This is a genomic window from Neisseria mucosa (assembly GCA_003028315.1).
Lineage (GTDB): Bacteria > Pseudomonadota > Gammaproteobacteria > Burkholderiales > Neisseriaceae > Neisseria > Neisseria mucosa.
Window position 1 is genome coordinate 1107477 of sequence record CP028150.1, and the last position, 19725, is coordinate 1127201.

At 52.4% G+C, this 19725-nt stretch carries 19 protein-coding genes; 11 read left to right on the forward strand and 8 right to left on the reverse strand.

Going from position 1 to position 19725, the window contains the following annotated elements:
- The first annotated feature begins 124 nt into the window (after nt 1-124).
- On the forward strand, nt 125-1987 hold the full coding sequence (locus NM96_05490) for a ferrous iron transporter B (GenBank protein AVR78861.1): 1863 nt from the start codon (nt 125-127) through the stop codon (nt 1985-1987).
- Nucleotides 1987-2115 (forward strand): FeoB-associated Cys-rich membrane protein, encoded by a 129-nt coding sequence (locus NM96_05495; GenBank protein AVR78862.1) that lies wholly within the window; start codon nt 1987-1989, stop codon nt 2113-2115. The genes NM96_05490 and NM96_05495 overlap by 1 nt, the downstream gene beginning before the upstream one ends.
- A gap of 54 nt (nt 2116-2169) precedes the next feature.
- Here the strand turns inward: NM96_05495 and NM96_05500 are convergent, their stop codons facing one another.
- Entirely contained in the window at nt 2170-3078 is a 909-nt protein-coding gene (locus NM96_05500) for an IS30 family transposase (protein ID AVR78863.1), read from the reverse strand.
- 198 nt (nt 3079-3276) lie between these two features.
- Between NM96_05500 and NM96_05505 the strand changes: the two genes are divergently transcribed.
- Nucleotides 3277-3621 (forward strand): cupin domain-containing protein, encoded by a 345-nt coding sequence (locus tag NM96_05505; GenBank protein ID AVR78864.1) that lies wholly within the window; start codon nt 3277-3279, stop codon nt 3619-3621.
- A gap of 320 nt (nt 3622-3941) precedes the next feature.
- Nucleotides 3942-4907, forward strand: a complete 966-nt coding sequence (locus NM96_05510) for an IS30 family transposase (protein ID AVR78865.1) — start codon at nt 3942-3944, stop codon at nt 4905-4907.
- A gap of 252 nt (nt 4908-5159) precedes the next feature.
- On the opposite strand, the gene mpl is transcribed toward NM96_05510, so the two are convergent.
- Nucleotides 5160-6536: a UDP-N-acetylmuramate:L-alanyl-gamma-D-glutamyl-meso-diaminopimelate ligase gene (gene mpl, locus NM96_05515; protein ID AVR78866.1), complete on the reverse strand. Its 1377-nt coding sequence runs from the start codon at nt 6534-6536 to the stop codon at nt 5160-5162.
- 134 nt (nt 6537-6670) lie between these two features.
- Between mpl and NM96_05520 the strand changes: the two genes are divergently transcribed.
- A complete protein-coding gene (locus NM96_05520) occupies nt 6671-7396 on the forward strand; it encodes a methyltransferase (GenBank protein AVR78867.1) in 726 nt (241 codons plus the stop codon).
- A 36-nt stretch (nt 7397-7432) separates the two neighbouring features.
- Here NM96_05520 and NM96_05525 read toward each other — a convergent pair whose 3' ends face one another.
- Entirely contained in the window at nt 7433-8959 is a 1527-nt protein-coding gene (locus NM96_05525; protein ID AVR80274.1) for an ABC transporter permease, read from the reverse strand.
- Between the two features lie 335 nt (nt 8960-9294).
- Nucleotides 9295-10194, reverse strand: a complete 900-nt coding sequence (locus tag NM96_05530; protein ID AVR78868.1) for an NAD(P)H-hydrate dehydratase — start codon at nt 10192-10194, stop codon at nt 9295-9297.
- 132 nt (nt 10195-10326) lie between these two features.
- Here NM96_05530 and NM96_05535 point away from each other — a divergent pair, with 132 nt between their 5' ends.
- Entirely contained in the window at nt 10327-10986 is a 660-nt protein-coding gene (locus NM96_05535) for a nickel-dependent hydrogenase b-type cytochrome subunit (GenBank protein ID AVR78869.1), read from the forward strand.
- Nucleotides 10987-11046: 60 nt separating this feature from the next.
- On the opposite strand, the gene NM96_05540 is transcribed toward NM96_05535, so the two are convergent.
- Entirely contained in the window at nt 11047-11646 is a 600-nt protein-coding gene (locus NM96_05540) for an ABC transporter substrate-binding protein (protein AVR78870.1), read from the reverse strand.
- Between the two features lie 127 nt (nt 11647-11773).
- Here NM96_05540 and NM96_05545 point away from each other — a divergent pair, with 127 nt between their 5' ends.
- Nucleotides 11774-12277: a DUF1841 domain-containing protein gene (locus tag NM96_05545; GenBank protein ID AVR78871.1), complete on the forward strand. Its 504-nt coding sequence runs from the start codon at nt 11774-11776 to the stop codon at nt 12275-12277.
- 184 nt (nt 12278-12461) lie between these two features.
- Here NM96_05545 and NM96_05550 read toward each other — a convergent pair whose 3' ends face one another.
- Entirely contained in the window at nt 12462-13142 is a 681-nt protein-coding gene (locus tag NM96_05550; protein AVR80275.1) for a JAB domain-containing protein, read from the reverse strand.
- A 539-nt stretch (nt 13143-13681) separates the two neighbouring features.
- On the opposite strand from NM96_05550, the gene NM96_05555 reads away from it, so the two are divergent.
- The 4 genes from NM96_05555 to NM96_05570 all read left to right on the forward strand — a co-directional run bounded on the left by NM96_05555 (nt 13682) and on the right by NM96_05570 (nt 18255).
- Entirely contained in the window at nt 13682-14806 is a 1125-nt protein-coding gene (locus NM96_05555; protein ID AVR80276.1) for an ABC transporter ATP-binding protein, read from the forward strand.
- A gap of 15 nt (nt 14807-14821) precedes the next feature.
- Nucleotides 14822-15787 carry a putrescine/spermidine ABC transporter permease gene (locus tag NM96_05560; GenBank protein AVR78872.1) on the forward strand — a complete coding sequence of 322 codons (966 nt, stop codon included), beginning with the start codon at nt 14822-14824 and terminating at the stop codon, nt 15785-15787.
- Entirely contained in the window at nt 15787-16674 is an 888-nt protein-coding gene (locus NM96_05565; protein ID AVR78873.1) for a polyamine ABC transporter permease, read from the forward strand. The genes NM96_05560 and NM96_05565 overlap by 1 nt, the downstream gene beginning before the upstream one ends.
- A gap of 285 nt (nt 16675-16959) precedes the next feature.
- Nucleotides 16960-18255 carry an FAD-binding oxidoreductase gene (locus tag NM96_05570; protein AVR78874.1) on the forward strand — a complete coding sequence of 432 codons (1296 nt, stop codon included), beginning with the start codon at nt 16960-16962 and terminating at the stop codon, nt 18253-18255.
- 176 nt (nt 18256-18431) lie between these two features.
- Here NM96_05570 and NM96_05575 read toward each other — a convergent pair whose 3' ends face one another.
- Together NM96_05575 and NM96_05580 are read right to left on the reverse strand one after the other, a co-directional pair.
- Nucleotides 18432-19259, reverse strand: coding sequence for a d-alanine-poly(phosphoribitol) ligase (locus tag NM96_05575; protein AVR78875.1), 828 nt, complete (start codon nt 19257-19259; stop codon nt 18432-18434).
- A 111-nt stretch (nt 19260-19370) separates the two neighbouring features.
- Complete coding sequence (locus NM96_05580; GenBank protein AVR78876.1) at nt 19371-19673, reverse strand: 2Fe-2S ferredoxin-like protein; 303 nt, start codon at nt 19671-19673, stop codon at nt 19371-19373.
- Nucleotides 19674-19725 lie beyond the last annotated feature (52 nt).

The window sequence follows — 19725 nt, forward strand, 5'->3', positions numbered from 1 at the left end:
GGATTTAATCTGACCGCCCCATCCTTTTCAGACGACCTAGGTCGTCTGAAAACACAATTTCAAAACCTTTTCCCCAAATCCCACTCCAAACTTATCAAACAATCAAAAAAGGAGAGTTCAATTCATGGAACTAAGCTATTTTGCCTTGATTGGTGCACCAAACTGCGGCAAAACCGTTTTGTTCAACGGTTTGACCGGCTCACATGCTAAGGTTGCCAATTATCCGGGCGTAACGGTCGATAAGCGCGAGGGTGCCTTCCTCGACGACGAGGCGGTCCGCATTATCGACCTGCCGGGCACATACAGCCTGCGCACGACCAGCCCCGACGAAGCAGTGGCAAAAGATGTAATGGTGGGCAAGATGGGCATTCCGCCCGATGCCATTATTGCCGTTGCCGACGCGACCAACCTGCGTATGACCCTGCGCATGATTTTGGAACTGAAAACGCTGGGACTGCCTATGGTGGTGTCGCTGAATTTGAGCGACGTCGCCCGCAGAAGGGGCTTGAATATCGACGCGGCCAAACTGAGCGAGTTGTTGGATGCACCTGTTTTGGAAACAGTTGCAGTGAGCGCGTCGGGCGTACAGGCGGTACGCGAAGCCGTGGTGAAGCTGCCGCGCAAACGCTCTTTCCCCGCCAATCCCGCTTCTGCCGAACGCACGCTCGATGCGCTGGATAGCGACAAACTTTATCAAGAAGTCGAGTCGATTTTGGCACAAGTCGTGCGCACCCAGATGACGCTGCCCGCATGGCACAAAAAACTCGACGACATCGTGCTGCACCCCGTCTGGGGCATGATTATGCTGCTGGTCATCCTGTTTATGGTGTTCCAAGCGGTTTACACATGGGCGGCGCCGATTATGGACGCCATCGAAGGCGGCTTTACCGCGCTGGGCGAATGGATAGGCGCCAACATGGAGCCGGGCATCCTCAGCGACTTGCTCGTCAACGGCGTCATTGCCGGTTTGGGCAGCGTGTTGGTGTTCCTGCCGCAGATTACGATCCTGTTCGCCTTCATCCTGCTTTTAGAAGACTCAGGCTACCTGCCGCGCGCGGCGTTTTTGTTGGACAACCTCATGGCAAAAAGCGGTCTGTCGGGACGCTCGTTTATCCCGCTTCTGTCGAGTTTCGCCTGTGCCGTTCCCGCCGTGATGTCGGCGCGTACGATTAATGACCCGCGCGAACGCCTCGTTACCATCGCCGTCGCCCCGCTGCTGACCTGCTCCGCGCGGCTGCCCGTTTACGCGCTGATTATCGCCGCCGTCATTCCTGACCGCACAGTAGGCGGAATTTTCAACCTGCAAGGGCTGACGCTGTTTATCCTCTATCTCGCAGGCATCCTGTCTGCCGCCTTGGCAGCGTATATCATGAAACGCTTGGCGCGTATGAAAGGCAACGTACAGCAATTCCCCCTCTTAATGGAGCTGCCGACTTTCCGCACGCCCAACTTCAAACACATCATGACCAGCCTGTGGGACAGGGTCAAAGCCTTCCTCAAACGTGCCGGTACGATTATCTTCGCCCTTGCCGTAGTTTTGTGGGGCTTGGTAAGCTGGCCGCAACCGCCCGCAGGTGCAACAGGTGCGGCAATCGACTACAGCTTGGCGGGTATGCTCGGCCACGCTATCCAACCATTGTTCGCCCCGCTGGGCTTCACTTGGGAAATGTGTATCGCCATGATTCCGGGCATTGCCGCGCGTGAAGTCGTCGTTGCCGCGCTGGGTACGGTCTATGCCGTCAGCGCGTCGTCTGAAGACGCCGTACAAAACGCGCTGATTCCGATCATACACAACAACTGGGGCCTGCCGACCGCCTTCGCCTTCCTGGCTTGGTATGTGTATGCTCCCATGTGCGCCGCGACATTGGCTGTGATTAAACGCGAAACCAAATCCACAAAAAATATGGTGATGATTACCGGCTATCTGTTCCTGATGGCTTACTTTGCCGCATTTGTGGTTTACCAAATTACTTCAAGGATAATGTGATGACTCAATATATTATCGTCGGCTTGATTATGCTCGCCTGCGTATTCTTCCTCTTGCGAAAATTCGTATTCAAACCGAAAAAACGCGATTGCAGCAGCGGCTGCGGCAAATGCGGCGGTTGCGGCTGAGTATGGATAGCTAGGAAGCAGAAAGGTCCTTGGATTCGGATTTCAAGTGCAACACTAGGGTACCAGTGGTTGGAACAGATTTAAGAATAAAACACTTGGCGTTTCGTAGCCAAGTGTTTTTCTCGGCCGGTGGTTCAACTCATCTTGAACCCTGCGTATCTCCCGATCGCTGATGTTTCGGAAATCGGTTTGTTTGGGGAAATATTGCCGGATGAGTCCGTTGGTGTTTTCATTCAGCCCTTTCTCCCAAGAATGGTAAGGGCGGCAAAAATAGGTTTCCGCCTTCAATGCTTTGGCTATTTTGGTGTGTTGGTAGAACTCTTTGCCGTTATCCATGGTGATGGTGTGGACTCTGGCTTTATATGCCTTTAATACCCTAATGGCCGCCCGGGCAGTGTCTTCGGCTTTTAAGTTCTTCAATTTGCAGATGATGGTGTAGCGGGTAGTGCGTTCGACCAAGGTCAATAACGCGCTTTTCTGATTTTTGCCGACGATGGTGTCGGCCTCCCAATCGCCGATGCGGGTTTTCCGGTCGACGATAGCAGGTCGGTTTTCTATGCCGACGCGGTCGGGCACTTTGCCTCTGGTCCATGTGCCGCCGTTGCTTTTGTCTTGGCGGAGGTAGCGGTAAACGGTGCTGTGATGGAGTGTGATCCCGTGGTGTTTATGCAGGTAGGCGCATACTTGTTCGGGACTGAGTTTGCGGCAGATAAGGGTGTCGATGTGTTGAACCAGCTGCGAATCGAGCTTATAGGGTTTTCGCCGGTGCTTTTTGGTCAGCCGGCTTTGCTTCTGTGCTTTTTCGGCGCTGTATTGCTGTCCTTGGATGCAGTGCCGCTTGATTTCTCGGCTGATGGTGCTTTTGTGGCGGTTGAGCTGTTTGGCGATTTCGGCGATGGTGCAGTGGCGGGACAGGTATTGGATATGGTATCGTTCGTCTTGGGTCAGTTGTGTGTAGCTCATGGCAATCTTTCTTGCAGGAAAGGCCGTATGCTACCGCATACTTGCCTTTTTCTGTTATGGAAAGTTGCACTTCAAATGCGAATCCGCCGTCGTCTGAAAACCGGTTGCAAGATTGAACTGCACCCTAAAGGCCAAATACGCACTCTGGGCAGTTAGGGTGCAGTTTTTTATGATTCGAACCACGCAAGGAGTAATGGCATGAAAATCCCGCAAATTATCCGTTTCACCGATTTTTTACAACAAAACCCCACCGAAGCCGTGCGCACCGTGCTGCATCAAGACAAGCATGACAACATGGTGCTTTGGCAGATTCCGCCACAAACTATGCTGCCCGCCCACCGCCATCTGCGCGGTGCGGACATCTGGATTGTATTGCAGGGCGAAGCCGAGCTGGTGGACGACGCACAAAGCGGCCGCATCATCCGCGCAGGTGAGAGCGTGATAGTCGGCAACCACCAAATCCACGGTGCGCGCAACAACGGCAAAGAAGACTGCATTTTGATTTCGGTTATCAGCCCGAAAGCAGGATTTGAACAGGTATAACCTTTTTCAGACGGCACCAATCTATCGGAGGCCGTCTGAAAACAGATCAACCATAAAAATTTCAATATACCAAAAATGAAAACCCCATCAAACTGTGCCGCCATTTTCTCATCCTTATCGACAAGGAAACGGGCAAAGTGATGGGGTTCGGCCTTGGAAGGCGGACAGGAAAATTTGAAAACTCCATCAAAGGGAGCAGGCTCAACAACTGACAGACTGCCGTCTAAAAGGGAGCGGATTCGCATTTGAAGTGCAACTTTCCATAACAGAAAAAGGCCAGTATGCGGTAGCATACGGCCTTTCCTGCAAGAAAGATTGCCATGAGCTACACACAACTGACCCAAGACGAACGATACCATATCCAATACCTGTCCCGCTACTGCACCATCGCCGAAATCGCCAAACAGCTCAACCGCCACAAAAGCACCATCAGCCGAGAAATCAAGCGGCACTGCATCCAAGGACAGCAATACAGCGCCGAAAAAGCACAGAAGCAAAGCCGGCTGACCAAACAGCACCGGCGAAAACCCTATAAGCTCGATTCGCAGCTCATTCAACACATCGACACCCTTATCCGCCGCAAACTCAGTCCCGAACAGGTATGTGCCTACCTGCATAAACACCACGGGATCACACTCCATCACAGCACCGTTTACCGCTACCTTCGCCAAGACAAAAGCAACGGCGGCACTTTGTGGCAACATCTCAGAATATGCAGCAAACCCTACCGCAAACGCTACGGCAGCACATGGACCAGAGGCAAAGTGCCCGACCGCGTCGGCATAGAAAACCGCCCCGCCATTGTCGACCGGAAAACCCGCATCGGCGATTGGGAGGCCGACACCATCGTCGGCAAAAATCAGAAAAGCGCGTTATTGACCTTGGTCGAACGCGTTACCCGCTACACCATCATCTGCAAATTGAAGAACTTAAAAGCCGAAGACACTGCCCGGGCGGCCATTAGGGTATTAAAGGCATATAAAGCCAGAGTCCACACCATCACCATGGATAACGGCAAAGAGTTCTACCAACACACCAAAATAGCCAAAGCATTGAAGGCGAAAACCTATTTTTGCCGCCCTTACCATTCTTGGGAGAAAGGGCTGAATGAGAACACCAACGGACTCATCCGGCAATATTTCCCCAAACAGACCAATTTCCGAAATATCAATAATCGGGAGATACGCAGGGTTCAAGATGAGTTGAACCACCGGCCGAGAAAAACACTTGGCTACGAAACGCCAAGTGTTTTATTCTTAAATCTGTTCCAACCACTGGTACCCTAGTGTTGCACTTGAAATCCGAATCCAAGGAACCTTAAAAGCGAACTTTATAGTGGATTAAATTTAAATCAGGACAAGGCGACGAAGCCGCAGACAGTACAGATAGTACGGCAAGGCGAGGCAACGCCGTACTGGTTTAAAGTTAATCCACTATATCGGGTCTGCCCCATCCCATTCCTTCACCACAAAAAGGTCGTCTGAAAACCAAACTCCGGTTTTCAGACGACCTCAATCATTCCAAACTTTCAACCGACCTTATTTCAAGGCTTCCAGCAGCTTCCCGTGTATCCCGCCGAAACCGCCGTTGCTCATCACCAAAATATGGTCGCCTGCTTCGGCATGTTTCACGATTTCGGCAACGAAGGCATCAAAGTCTTGTCCGACGTGCAGCTTTCCGCCCAAAGGCGCGAGGGCTTCGGCGACGTCCCAGTCCACGCCGCCGGCGTAGCAGAATACTTGGTCGGCACCTTTGAGGCTTTCGGGCAGGGCGGCTTTCATGGTGCCGAGTTTCATGGTGTTGGAACGCGGCTCAAGGACGGCGAGAATGCGGGCGTTTCCGACGCGCTGACGCAGGCCTTCGATGGTGGTTTCGATGGCGGTCGGATGGTGGGCGAAGTCGTCGTAAACGGTGATGCCGTTCACCGTGCCTTTGATTTCCATGCGGCGTTTGACGTTTTTAAACGCGCTCAAGGCTTCGCAGGCCGTCTGAATATCGACTCCGGCATGGCGCGCGGCGGCGATGACGGCGAGCGCGTTCATGCGGTTGTGTCCGCCCATCAAATCCCATGCGACGTGTCCGGCTTTTTTGCCGTCAAGCAACACGTCGAACGAGCCGTTGGCATTGACTTCGCCGACCTGCCAGCCATGTTCGATGCCGAATTTTTCCACCGGCGTCCAGCAGCCTTTGTCGAGAGTGTCTTGCAGGCTTTGCTGCTGTCCGTTGCAAACGATTAAGCCTTCGGACGGCACGGTGCGCACGAGGTGGTGGAACTGGGTCTGTATCGCACCCAAGTCGGCAAAGATGTCGGCGTGGTCAAATTCCAGATTGTTCAACACGGCGGTACGCGGACGGTAATGCACGAATTTGGAGCGTTTGTCGAAAAAGGCGGTGTCGTATTCGTCGGCTTCGATGACGAAAAACGGCGATTTGCTGTTCGGGTCTTGACGCGGCGTTTGCGGCAGACGGGCGGAAACGCTGAAGTTTTCCGGTACGCCGCCGATGAGGAAGCCCGGCGCGAGTCCGGCATATTCCAAGACCCATGCGAGCATGGACGCAGTGGTGGTTTTGCCGTGCGTCCCCGCCACGCCGAGCACCCAATGATGGTGCAGCACGTTTTCCGACAGCCATTGCGGACCGGAAATATAAGGCAGGCCGCGGTTCAAAATCGCTTCAACCACATCCATCCCGCGCTTGGCGACATTGCCGATAACGTAAACGTCGGCTTTAAATTCGTCCAACTGCGCGGCATCGAAGCCTTCGTGTACGTCTATGCCCAAGGCTTCGAGCTGGGTGCTCATCGGCGGATACATCTTCGCGTCGCAACCGCTGACTTTAAACCCCGCTTCTTTGGCAATGGCGGCCACCCCGCCCATAAACGTGCCGCCGATACCGATAATGTGGATGTGTTTCATGATAAGACCGTCTTTTGAATGAAATAATGGGAAAGCCGCCATTATAGCGGAGTTTGGACGGAGGGGTCGTCTGAAAAGCGAAGCTGTGGCAAGATGGACAATATAGAGGATTTGAACTGAACAGGAGAAAGCCCATGCCCAAGCTGACACCCCAAATGTTCGCTTTTCTGCAAGCGCCTCAAGCCGAATCCGTCTTACTGCGGCTCTACACCCAAGCCTTAAAGCAAAACAGACAGATGTTTTTTCATTTTCTGCCCAAGATTTTCAAGCTCTTGGGCAAAGGGCTGGATTGGACGGGGGAAAACGAAAGTTTTTACGAAGACAAATACATCCCCATCGCACCGCGACAAGGCAAGTTTTTGTATATGCAGGCTTTGGCATCGGGAGCAAAAAACATTGTCGAATTCGGAACTTCCTACGGCATTTCGACGCTGTATCTTGCCGCAGCCGCCAAGCGCAACGGCGGGCGCGTCATCACTTGCGAATATCTGCCGCACAAAGCCGCAGCGGCGAGAAAACATTTCCAAGAAGCCTGTTTGGCAGACTATATCGAGCTTCGCGAAGGTGATGCGCTGGAAACCTTAAAAGACTTAGCCATCTGCCCCGATTTCGTCTTACTCGACGGCTGGCCGGATTTGGTATTCCCCGTATTCAAGCTGCTGGAACCCAATCTTGCCGACCGCGCGGTCATCGCCGTGGACGATGTGGAAGGCTTCTCACCTGCCATGCAGGATTATCTCGATTACGTCCGCCGCCCTGAAAACGGTTATATTTCAAGCACATTAAAACCTTATAAAGCGCTGGAATATACGGTCAAGACAGGCAAACCGAAAAGGTCGTCTGAAAACCAGTTTCACTAAGATGAAACCGCCTTTTCAGACGACCTTCAACACGCTTCAGTCCTCGTCCTTTCCGTCCAACAGCAAAAACACCATCGTCGCAAACAGCATCAGTACCGCCGTCAACACCATCGCCCTCGAATAATTATCCGCCCCCGCCCTGCCCAGATAGGCGTAAATCAGGGTGGTCAGCGTCTGCCATTCGGGACGTGCCAAAAACAGCGTTGCCGCAAATTCGCCGACGCAGGTTGCCGCCGCCAAAGTCAGCCCGCGCCTGAAAGCAGGTTTCAGCAATGGGGCGGTGATGTAAAAGGTCGTCTGAAAACGGTTTGCCCCCATAGTCCTCGCCGCCTCGCCATAGCCTTGCGGCAACGCATCCCACGCCGCCAAAACATCTTTGGCGACAAACGGATACGCCAACAGCGCATAAGCGGCAATCAAAAGCGGCAGCGATGCCGTCAATTGCGGATACAGCAGCAGCACGCCGAACGCCACACAGACCGGCGACACCATAAACGGCAAAAATACCGCCCCCCTCACCCACGCCGCGCGTCTTGCCAAGCAGGCATACGACACGCCCAATACCGCAGCGGCAGCAACCGCCGCCGCCGAAAAACGAACGGTGTTCCAAAGCGCCGCCAGCGTTTCGCCCTCGAGCAATACCCGCCAAGACCCTCCGGCAAGTGCGGCCTGCCGGACAACCGCAAGCAGGGGCATCAGGCAGCACACACACAACACCGACAATACCGCCACGACCATCAGCCGTTCCGCCGCTGTTGCGGGCTTGCGCGGACGCGGTGCGGCGTGTGCCTTATCCGCATCCGTCCGACGGCTCAACCGCGCATACAGCAATCCCGCCGCCGCGGTAATCCCCAACACCAGCCATACCAAGACGGAAGCCTGCGCCATATCCAATTCATACGCAATCAGCCGGTAAATCTCCACTTCCACCGTCGCATAGCGGTCGCCGCCCAACAGCAAAGCCAGTCCGAACCCCGAAAAACAATACAGGAAAACCAAACACAAACCGCCTGCCAACCACGGGCGCAATACCGGCCATTCCACCCTTAAAAACCGCCACCATGCCCCCGCCCCCAAAGCCTGCGCCGTTTGCAGGCGCGCCTCGGGAACCTGCAAAAATCCCTGATACGCCGCGCGCACCAAAACCGGCAGGTTGAAAAACACATTGCCGTAAATCAACAGATACGGCGTATCCTGCCAGCCCGCCCAAACGGCACCGTTTGTGCCGAACAAAGCCAACACGCCCATACCCGCTACCAAAGTCGGCATCACGAAAGGCAGCATCAACAGCCTCAACACCAAAGCGCGTCCCCGGAAATCCAAACGCGCCAACACCCACGCCGCAGGCACGCCCAAAATCCCCGCCAGCACGCAGGTTGCCAAAGCCTGAAACACCGTCCATAAGATAAGGTGCTGCATATAGTCATCTCGCAACACCCCGCCCCATGCACTCCCGTCGTAAAAAGCCAGCGCAACCAAAGGCGCGACGACCATCACGATAAGGAAGCCCAAAGGCAGCAGCGCGAGCAGTAAAGTGGAACTGAAAGAGCGGATGGAAGACATGGTTTGATGTTCAGCCCGATAAAAAAATTTAAAAATATCGGACATCGTCTGAAAAACGGAAACAACATCCGATTAGAAAAATGCACTTGTATCGGGTATATAACCCAAAAAATCCCTCAGAAGGCCGGAGTGCAATACGTCGTATGAAAACACACAGAATGTAGCGTGGGCTTTGCCCGCGGAAAAACGACCCTGTTAATTGTCCGACTTGGAATCCAATCGGCAGGCTCGCGGGCAAAGCCTGCGCTGCGGCTTGACTTGTCCCGAACCCGCATATTTTAAACGTCGTCTGAAACCAAGTGCGACAAATTGTTTTCAGACGACCTCCTTCCTGCTCAATTTTTTGTTTTATCCGTCACGAGCCGATTCCTCAACCATCTGGCGGCAGGGGCGATTTCGCCTGCGAGCATACCGGTTTCTACGCCCGATGAATGTTTGATGACATCCGCTGCCGCGCCGTGCAGCCATACGCCGGCGCAAGCGGCTTGGAACGGCGGGATGCCTTGAGCGAGCAGGCTGCCGATGATGCCGCTTAAAACGTCGCCGCTGCCTGCGGTGGCAAGTCCGGCGTTGCCGCTTGGGTTGGTATAGACCGTGCCGTCGGGCGCGGCGACCAGTGTGCGGTGTCCTTTTAGGACGGTTACGGCTTGGAATGTTGCGCTGATGGTTTGGACGGCGGACATTCTATTTTGCTGAACGGCTTGGGTGGATGTACCGAGCAGGCGGGCGGCTTCGGCGGGATGCGGGGTCAGAACCAGATTACCGCGCTTTTGTGCTGCTTCGCGGGTTTCGGGGTTAGACCTTGCTAGCAAAGTCAGTGCGTCGGCATCAAGCAACAACGGTGCATCTTGATTGTGCGTCAACACGGTATTTAAGATTCGGTTGGCGGTTTCGCCCAAACCCATGCCGCAGCCGACCGCCCATGCGATGATGTCCTTGCGTTTCAGCAGGTCTTCGGCAGTCGCCAGCATGATTTCGGGGCGTTCGGGGATGACGGCAAAGGGCAAGGCGGTTTGATTGAAGCCCGCCCACACTTTGCCGCTGCCTTGATAAATCGCGGCGGTGGAAGCGAGGACAACGGCTCCGCTCATGCCCGATGCGCCGCCGACGACGGCGAGCGTGCCGTATGTCCCTTTGTGCGATTCCGCTTGGCGTGGGGCGAATACGTCGGGAAATTGCGAGGTCGTCTGAAAAAAATCGGGCGTATCGGGGAGCTTATAGGACGGGTTCATCATCAATCTGCCTGAGTTTGGGATAAAATAGCGGATGCGTGGCGAAAAGAGGATGTCTTTTATCTATCGACTGTTGTTTTCACGATTCTACCGCCCCGTATAGGAACACTACAACCGCACAACAAGGAATATTTAATGAAACAAAAAGTCAAAGTCTGGGATTTGCCAACGCGTCTGTTTCACTGGCTCTTGGTCTTGTCGGTCGGATTTATGTGGTACAGCGCGCAGGCTGGCGGCGGGATGCTGGTTTGGCACTTGCGCTGCGGGCTGCTGGTGGCGGGGCTGATTGTCTTCCGCCTGTGTTGGGGCTTGTGGGGCAGCGATACGGCTCGGTTTTCGCAATTCGTGCGCGGCCCGTCATCCATCCGCCGCTACCTGCAAGGCAGCCTGACGGAAAATGAGCAGCCCGGACACAACCCTTTGGGCGCGCTGATGGTCATCGCGCTGATTGCGGCGGTTTTGCTGCAAGCGACGACGGGCTTGTTTGCCGCCGATGAAAACACGTTTACCGACAGCGGCTATCTGAACCATTTGGTCAGCTCGGACACGGGCAGCCTGATGCGCAAAATCCACGTCAATTTCTTCAACCTGCTGGCGGCATTGGCGGGACTACACATCGTTACGGTCTTGGCGTATAAGTTTTTGAAGAAAAAAGATTTGATCCGCCCGATGATCAGCGGCTACAAGTATATCGAGGGGCAAACCGTTACCTTGAAATTTGCTTCCGCCGCCAAACTGATTGCCGCATTGGCAGTGGCGGCTGTGGCGGTGGCTGCGATTTTGATGTTGAAATAACAATTTAAACAAATAGAAAAAGGTCGTCTGAAACTTTCAGACGACCTTTTGTCATTGGATTTATTGCTTTTTCAGCCCTTTGGCTTTGACGGTCGCAATGGTGCCGTCTATGCCTTTTTGCTTGATAAGTTCGCCGAACTGGTTGCGGTAAACCGTTACCAGGCTCGTTCCGTCCACGCGGATGTTGTAGATTTTATAGACAGGGCCGACCTTATAAAGCTGGTAGGCTACTTCGTATTTCGTCCCTTTTTTGGTGTGCAGTTCAGAAAATACGTCAAACTTATTGCCGTTGACCGTCATTTTCGGCAACAGCCTTACCTGCGCATCCGCCGCGCCGATTAAGGCGGAATGCGAATACATGGCTATAATCATGTCTTTAAAAGCGTGGATAAATTCCGTTTTCTGAGTGGCGGAGAATTCACGCCAAGGCGCGCCGACCGCCAAAGCGGAAATGCGTTCGTAATCCAGATAACGGTCTGCATACTGCTCGATCTGCTTGACCTTTTGCGCCTCGCTCAAAGAGCCGTTGCGCGCAATTTTCAAAACTGCATCTATATTCTGCTGCATCTGAGCCTGTGCGGGGTGTGTTTCAGCCGCCACATAAGGCGCGGCAACCACCATCGGGACAGATAATACAAAAGCGGACAAATAAGGGTTCATCATTATTCCATAAGATAAGAAGCAAAGCTGCATTTTAAAACGCCCTGAGGCATAAACCGTTAATCAAATGTAAAAGCAGGAAAGATAACTATATAATCGCCCTATCCGAATTTCTGAAATTCCCGCCATGTACGATGTCAACACACACGATGTCCGCCGATTTTTCGCCCATGTCTGGCAACAACGCCTCACCCCCCTGCAACTGGACGGCCTGCAACAAAAAGCCCTGCGGATTATCGAAGCCCATCCCGAATACTCCCGCTATCTCGAAAATATCGAAGACTATCTGGACAAAACCTGGACGCCCGAAGAAGGAGAAACCAATCCCTTCCTGCATATGTCGCTGCATCTCTCCCTGCAAGAACAAGCAGCCATCGACCAGCCGCCCGGCATCCGCGTCATACACGGACAACTCTGCGTGCGCTATGGCGGCGATTGGGTACGTGCCGAACACGATATGATGGATGCGCTGGCAGAAACCATATGGGAAGCGCAACGCTACGGACGCGGCTTGGATGTCAATGCCTATATGACTCGGCTGCGCAAACTGGTCGGACTGGGGCAGGAAGAAACCGCCCGCATCAATCCGCACGAAGTCGGCGTGTCCGGCATCATCAGCGAAAGGGCTTGAGTTCATCTAGTCTCACCTAGTTTCCAGTTTATAGAAAAGAATTTTCAGACGACCCTTCATGCCCGTTTAGTTCAAAATATCGGCTACCTTACATATCTATCACACTAAAATCAGTAAAGAGGTCGTCTGAAATCCGTTTTCAGACGACCTTATCTTAACCTTTACCCCGCCCGGCAATATCACTTTACCCTTCCATATACCCCTGTTCCCGCATCGAGCAGGCTTCTGTCGCCGTAACAATAAAATGGTCTAAAAGCGAGACATCAACCAATGCCAAAGCCTGTTTCAGACGACCTGTAAACGCGATGTCCGATTGCGAAGGCGTTGCCGAACCGCCGGGATGATTGTGCGCGATAATCAGGCTGTCGGCGTATTCGTCCAATGCGAGCTTGACGATTTCCCTGATATAGACGGTATTTTCCGCCACCGTTCCGCGCGAGAGTTCGCGCATGGCAATCAGCCTGTTTTGGCGGTTGAGCAAAAGCGCGGTGCTGACTTCTATCTTTTCGTGCCCCAAATGCAGGCGCAGATAATCGGCAACGGCTTTCGGGCTGGAAAGCGTGATATTTTCCTGTAAATCCTCGCCCAAAATCCGCCTGCCGATTTCTTTGACGACAGCAAATTGGGTAAAACTCGCCAAACCCATACCCTTGTATGCGGAAAGCGTTTTAGCGTCGGCGCTCATCAGCTTGCCCAAGCTGCCAAACTCGTTCAGCAGATAACGCGCCAAATCCACCGCGCTCATCCCGCGCGTACCTACCCGCAGCAAAATCGCCAGCAACTCAGCATCGCTCAACGCGCCTGCGCCATGTGCCAACAATTTCTCGCGCGGCCGCTCGCCTTCAGGCCATTGTTTGATACTCATGTTTACCCCTTGCGTGAACATTCACGAAAAAATTTGTTTGAAAATCTGCTTGTTATTGCACTTGCTGCAACGAAATGCTTATCAAGCAATTAATGTAAATATTTCATATTTTATTATATTTTGAATGAATATTTAAAATATAAGCATAATATTCATATAAATTAATTGCATAAAAACAACGCGCTCAACTTCGCTTGTGAAAGCGATTGCCTTTCCTTATTCACCCGTATGGATTGACCGCAGATTCAATCTGACAGGTTTCAAAATGTCCTGTTTAAATCAAATCCGCGGGAAATCAGCCCCTTCGGGCAATTTCGTATTGCCCCTGCGTGCCATAGGCTAATATAATAGCGAGTTCGGCGGAGGCGGTTTATCCTTGGATTTCCAGCCGTTTCCCATCCATGCTGCCCGTGCGCTTCACAAGAGTTTCAGACGACGTTTCGACGTTGCGACTCCCGCCAGCAATCAAACAGCTTTTTATCACCCTTTCGAAAATCCGTTTTGCCGGTACTCGTCATTTTTATTGGAGTATTGCCATTATGACCGCAACCACTGCGTCTTCAGCCAAACCTTATCTTAAAATCCAAGGCTTGGTGAAAAAGTTTGGTGACAATTACGCTGTCGATAACATCGACTTAGATATTTATCAACATGAAATCTTTGCCCTTTTGGGCAGCTCCGGCAGCGGCAAATCCACGCTGCTGCGTATGCTGGCGGGCATGGAAAGCCCTAATCAGGGCAAAATCATTCTGGACGGTCAAGACATTACCAAACTTGCCCCCTACGAGCGCCCCATCAATATGATGTTTCAAAGCTATGCCCTGTTCCCGCACATGACTGTGGAGCAGAACATTGCCTTCGGTCTGAAACAAGACAAAATGCCCAAAGATGAAATTGCTGCACGCGTGGAAGAAATGCTGCGTCTGGTTCAGATGACCAAATACGCCAAGCGCAAACCGCATCAATTATCCGGCGGTCAGCAACAGCGTATCGCTTTGGCACGCAGCTTGGCAAAACGTCCGAAAATCCTGCTGCTTGACGAACCTCTCGGCGCGTTGGACAAAAAACTGCGCCAACAAACCCAGCTCGAATTGGTCAACACGCTCGAACAAGTCGGCGTAACCTGCATCATGGTCACGCACGACCAAGAAGAAGCGATGACGATGGCGACCCGCATCGCCATTATGTCTGACGGTCAGTTGCAACAGGTCGGTACGCCCAGCGACGTGTACGACTACCCCAACAGCCGCTTTACCGCCGAATTCATCGGCGAGACCAATATTTTCGGCGGCGTCGTGATTGACGACCATGCCGATTATGCCGTCATCGAATGCGAAGGTTTGGAAAACCACGTCCGCATCGACCACGGTCTGGGTGGCCCAAGCGAACAAGACATTTGGGTCAGCATCCGTCCCGAAGACATTGATTTGTACAAAGAAAAACCTGACCACTTGGGCCGCTTCAACTGGGCAAAAGGCACTGTAGAAGAAATCGCCTACTTGGGCAGCTTCGCCATCTACCACATCAAACTCGCCAACGGCCGCGTCGTCAAAAGCCAAGTTCCCGCACCTTATTGGTATGTGCGCAACATCACGCCGCCGACTTGGGACGAAACCGTCTATATCAGCTGGCCGGAAAACCAACCGACTCCGTTGTTCCGTTGATTTAAGGGGAATGAGATGAACCTTAAAAAACTGAAAAACAAACTGTTCCGCCGCCCGGGTCAGCGCGCGGTCATCGCCGTACCGTATATTTGGCTTTTGGTGCTGTTTCTGATTCCGTTCGCCATTGTGCTGAAAATCAGCTTTGCCGAACAAGAAATCGCCATTCCGCCGTTTACGCCGCTGACCAGCGTCGATGAAGATTTAGGTCGTCTGAACATCGCCATCAGTTATCAAAACTATGCCGATATTTTCCAAAATTTTTGGAATACCCTGAATCCGTTCGGCGACAGCGAAAACAGCAATATCTATCTGATGACCTACTGGTCTTCCATTAAGACTGCGCTGACGACAACCATCATTTGTCTGCTGATTGGTTATCCGACCGCCTATGCGATTTCGCGCGCCAACCCCGCCATGCGCAACGGTCTGCTGCTTGCCATCATGCTGCCTTTCTGGACTTCCTTCCTGTTGCGTGTTTACGCATGGATGGGCCTGCTGGGACACAACGGCATCATCAACAATTTCCTGCTTAAAATGCAGATTATCGAAGAGCCTTTAGACCTGTTCTACAACGCGTTCTCGCTGAACTTGGTCATGGTCTATGCCTATCTGCCGTTTATGATCCTGCCGCTTTACACGCAACTGGTGAAACTCGACAACCGCCTGCTTGAAGCCGCTTCTGATTTGGGCGCAGGGCCGATTAAATCGTTCTTCACCATTACCCTGCCTCTGTCCAAAACCGGCATCATCGCAGGCTCCATGCTGGTTTTCGTTCCCGCAGTCGGTGAATTCGTGATTCCCGAACTGGTCGGCGGTTCGGAAAACCTGATGATCGGTAAAGTCTTGTGGCAGGCGTTCTTCGACCAAAACAACTGGCCGCTGGCTTCTGCCGTCGCCGTCGTCATGGTCGCATTGCTGGTCGTGCCGATTGCGCTGTTCCAGCATTATGAAAACCGCGAATTAGAGGAAGGATCCAAATAATGCAGAAATCCCGATTATCCTGGTTCCTGAAACTGATGCTGATGCTGTCGCTGGCGTTTCTGTATATTCCGCTGGTCGTTTTGGTCATCTATTCGTTCAACGAATCCAAGCTGGTTACCGTTTGGGGCGGCTTTTCGACCAAGTGGTACAGCGCATTGCTGGAAAACGACACCATCTTGGAAGCCGCTTGGCTGTCGCTGCGCATTGCCGCCGCATCTTCGCTTGCAGCCGTCATTTTGGGCACGCTGGCAGGCTACGCAATGGCGCGTATCAAGCGCTTCCGCGGCAGCACCTTGTTCGCCGGTATGATTTCCGCGCCTATGGTTATGCCTGACGTGATTACCGGTCTGTCCATGCTGCTCCTGATTATTCAGGTGCAGATGTTCCTGCAAGGTAGCGAATTGCTGCAAAACCTGTACTTCGACCGCGGTTTCTTCACCATTTTCCTCGGGCATACGACGCTTTGTATGGCATACATCACCGTCGTCATCCGTTCGCGTCTGGTGGAGCTTGACCAATCGCTCGAAGAGGCCGCAATGGACTTAGGTACGCGTCCGCTGAAAATCTTTTTCGTCATCACCCTGCCCTTGATTGCCCCTGCCATCGCTTCAGGTTTCCTGCTCGGCATTACCCTGTCGCTGGATGATTTGGTGATTACCTCTTTCCTGTCTGGTCCCGGTTCTTCCACATTGCCGCAGGTGATTTTCTCCAAAATCAAGCTGGGTCTCGACCCGCAGATGAATGTGTTGGCAACCATCCTGATCGGCATCATCGGTACGCTGGTCATCGTCATCAATTATTGGATGATGCGCCAAGCAACCAAACGCGATCGGGAAGCCGCCGAAGCCTACCGTCAGGAAAAGCTTGCCGCAGAAAAAACAAATTGACCCAATCAGACAGGCTGACCGCATCAATGCAAGGTCAGCCTGTTTTCTTCACACAACCCGTTTGACAACTTTTCAGATGACCCTCAACTATAGTGGATTAAATTTAAATCAAGATAAGGCGACGAAGCCGCAGACAGTACAGATAGTACGGAACCGATTCACTTGGTGCTTCAGCACCTTAGAGAATCGTTCTCTTTGAGCTAAGGCGAGGCAACGCCGTACTGGTTTAAAGTTAATCCACTATACCCTCCAAAGGTCGTCTGAAACCACACAAAGCATTACCCTATGATTCATCCCAATTTCAAAGAATACCTTCCCTCCTATTATTTCAGCACCATCAATCCCCACGCCGCTTATCCCAAGCTTGAAGGTCGTCTGAAAACCGAGACCTGCGTCATCGGCGGAGGATTGACAGGACTTTGCACCGCCCTTCCCCTTGCCGAAAACGGACGCGAAGTTACCGTACTCGAAGCCGCCCGTATCGGCTTCGGCGCATCAGGGCGCAGCGGCGGGCAAGTCATCAGCGATTACGCCTGCGGTATGGAAGAAATCGAAAAACAAGTCGGCTTGGAACAAGCCCGCTGGTTTTGGCAGCAATCCCTGCAAGCCGTCGAACTCGTTGACGAACGGGTTAAAAAACATCAAATCGCCTGCGACTGGCAGCGCGGCTATGCCACCGTCGCCATCCGCCCGCAGCATTGGGAAGAATTGCAACAATGGCATGAACACGCCCGACAACATTACGGCGCTACCCATTACCAACTCTGGGATAAAGCCACACTCAAGCAACAACTTGCCAGCGATATGTACTTGGGCGCACAGTTCGATCCTCATTCCGGCCATCTCCATCCGCTCAACTATACCCTGGGCATCGCCCGCGTCGCTGCCGAAGCAGGCGCGCAGATTTTCGAACAGTCCCCGATGACCCGTATCGAACCCTATCAAGGCGGCTGGCTCGTCCATACCCCGGACGGCAGCATCGAATGCCAAAACCTCGTGTATGCCGTCAACACCTACGCCGGTTTGCATCAAAAATTCAAGCCATTGGAAAAAAAAGCCATCGCCGTCAGCACCTTCATCATCGCCACCGAACCGCTGGGCGAACGCGCCAAAGAACTTATCCGTAACAACATGGCCGTCTGTGACAACCGCCACGTCCTCGACTACTACCGCCTCAGCGCCGACGGCCGCCTACTCTTCGGCGGTAAAGACAACGAGTTCATCGACGACCCCGCCCGCATGACTGAGTTTGTCCGCCAAGACATGCTCAAAGTCTTCCCCCAGCTTGCCGATGTCAAAATCGAACATTCATGGGGCGGTGAATGCGACATCACCGCCAACCTCGCCCCCCACTTCGGCAGACTCGCGCCTACTGTTTACTATGCCCAAGGCTATTCCGGACACGGCATGGCAATTACCGGCATAGCAGGCCTTGCCATCGCCGAAGCCATCATGGGCGACAATGGTCGTCTGAAACCGTTTGAAAAACTCAAACACCCGAGCATCATTACCCAACCTTTCCTGCGCAAACTCGGCTCCTTCCTCGGCTCGAAATATTACCAATGGAAAGACAGCCGTTAAGCATTTGGTTAAGCTCGAACACATCAACAAAAGGTCGTCTGAAACCCGATTCAGGTTTCAGACGACCTTTTCGATATTGAATTGAAGGCTTACAATCAAAATGCTATCGCATCAAAAGCTCAACGAACGCTCGATGATTTTAGATTCCCACTCTCTCCGTTTGTGCTCCAAACCCATTACATCAAATGAATCTCGCTTGCCGGATTGGAAACATTCTCATATACGGTAATCGAAACGATTTTTCCACTTTCGTCAAACACAATTTCCAGATAAGGTTTATCAGGGCTGCGGTCGCGGTTGAAAAGGCGGAATACCCTTTGCGCCTCAAAAATCTTCCCGCGCGATTTCAAATATTCGGGCAACTGGCTGATGTTTTGAAAACTACCGCCAAACCCGTCGCCGTGTTTCTTAAGATATTCCGGCGTTCCTTCTATGTCAAAATTGTGCGTTACCCTCAGTGGCTGATCCGAACCTTGGCTTGTCTGTTTGCCTGTTGATAAAACCAAAGTATCCCGACGCCTGAGTGCTTTCATTTCTTGTACCACCGGTTCTACCGCCTGCTGATTATAGCTCCGCTCCCCTTTTACCATCTGATCAATAGCCTCTATCACTTTATCAACGTTTTTAGGATCATTCGGATCAATATCAGGGAACAGTGCCTGCTCCAGCGGATCGTCTCCACCGGGAATGCCCCAAACCGCCGCCAATTCTTTAGGGCTGCGTTCAAACAAACAACTGGAATCGATATTCTCGGCAACCTGACGGACAAAATCATCAATGCCGCCAATCTGATGCAGGTTGGTGCAGTTTGAAGAAGGTGCGCTTTCTACTTTGTTTATGTCCGTTTCTACGGTCTTATCATTTGTATTGGATTTCTCGAAAACAGAAGATAAAGGCACAGAAGCGGCAGATTCTTTTACCTTATCCTGTTTTTCAGGAGAGCAAGCCGCCAATAAGACGGCGACGGATAATAAGAAAAATTGGGATGTATTGTTTTTGATCATTTTATTTTTCCAGTAATGTGTATTTAAAATATAAAAATCAGTCAGTTGATAGCTTCAAATAAAAATACCCATATCCCTATTCGAATCCACTACCAATCTAATCAATTAAAGTTATTCCTGTTCATCAAACAAACCGACATCGAACAAATCTGGTTCGCTCATTCGAGCGCGGCAATCAACCTTAATGTCTTCATTTACCCGACAGCAACACGGCAGAATTTCACCGGGCGCAACAAACGCCAGCGGGAAATCGTCGTAGGACACCCTGCCGTCTAATATTTTGACGCGGCAGGAACCGCAATAACCGCTGCGGCACTGGTATTCGACCTCGTGTCCGGTGCGCTCCAAGCCCTCCAATAAGGTTTCGCCCTCTTGAAGCTCGAAGGTTTTATCGTGTGTGCTGATAAGTGCCATTGTTATCTGTTTAAGCGGGAAAGGCCGTCTGCACGGTGTAACCGAAATCTTT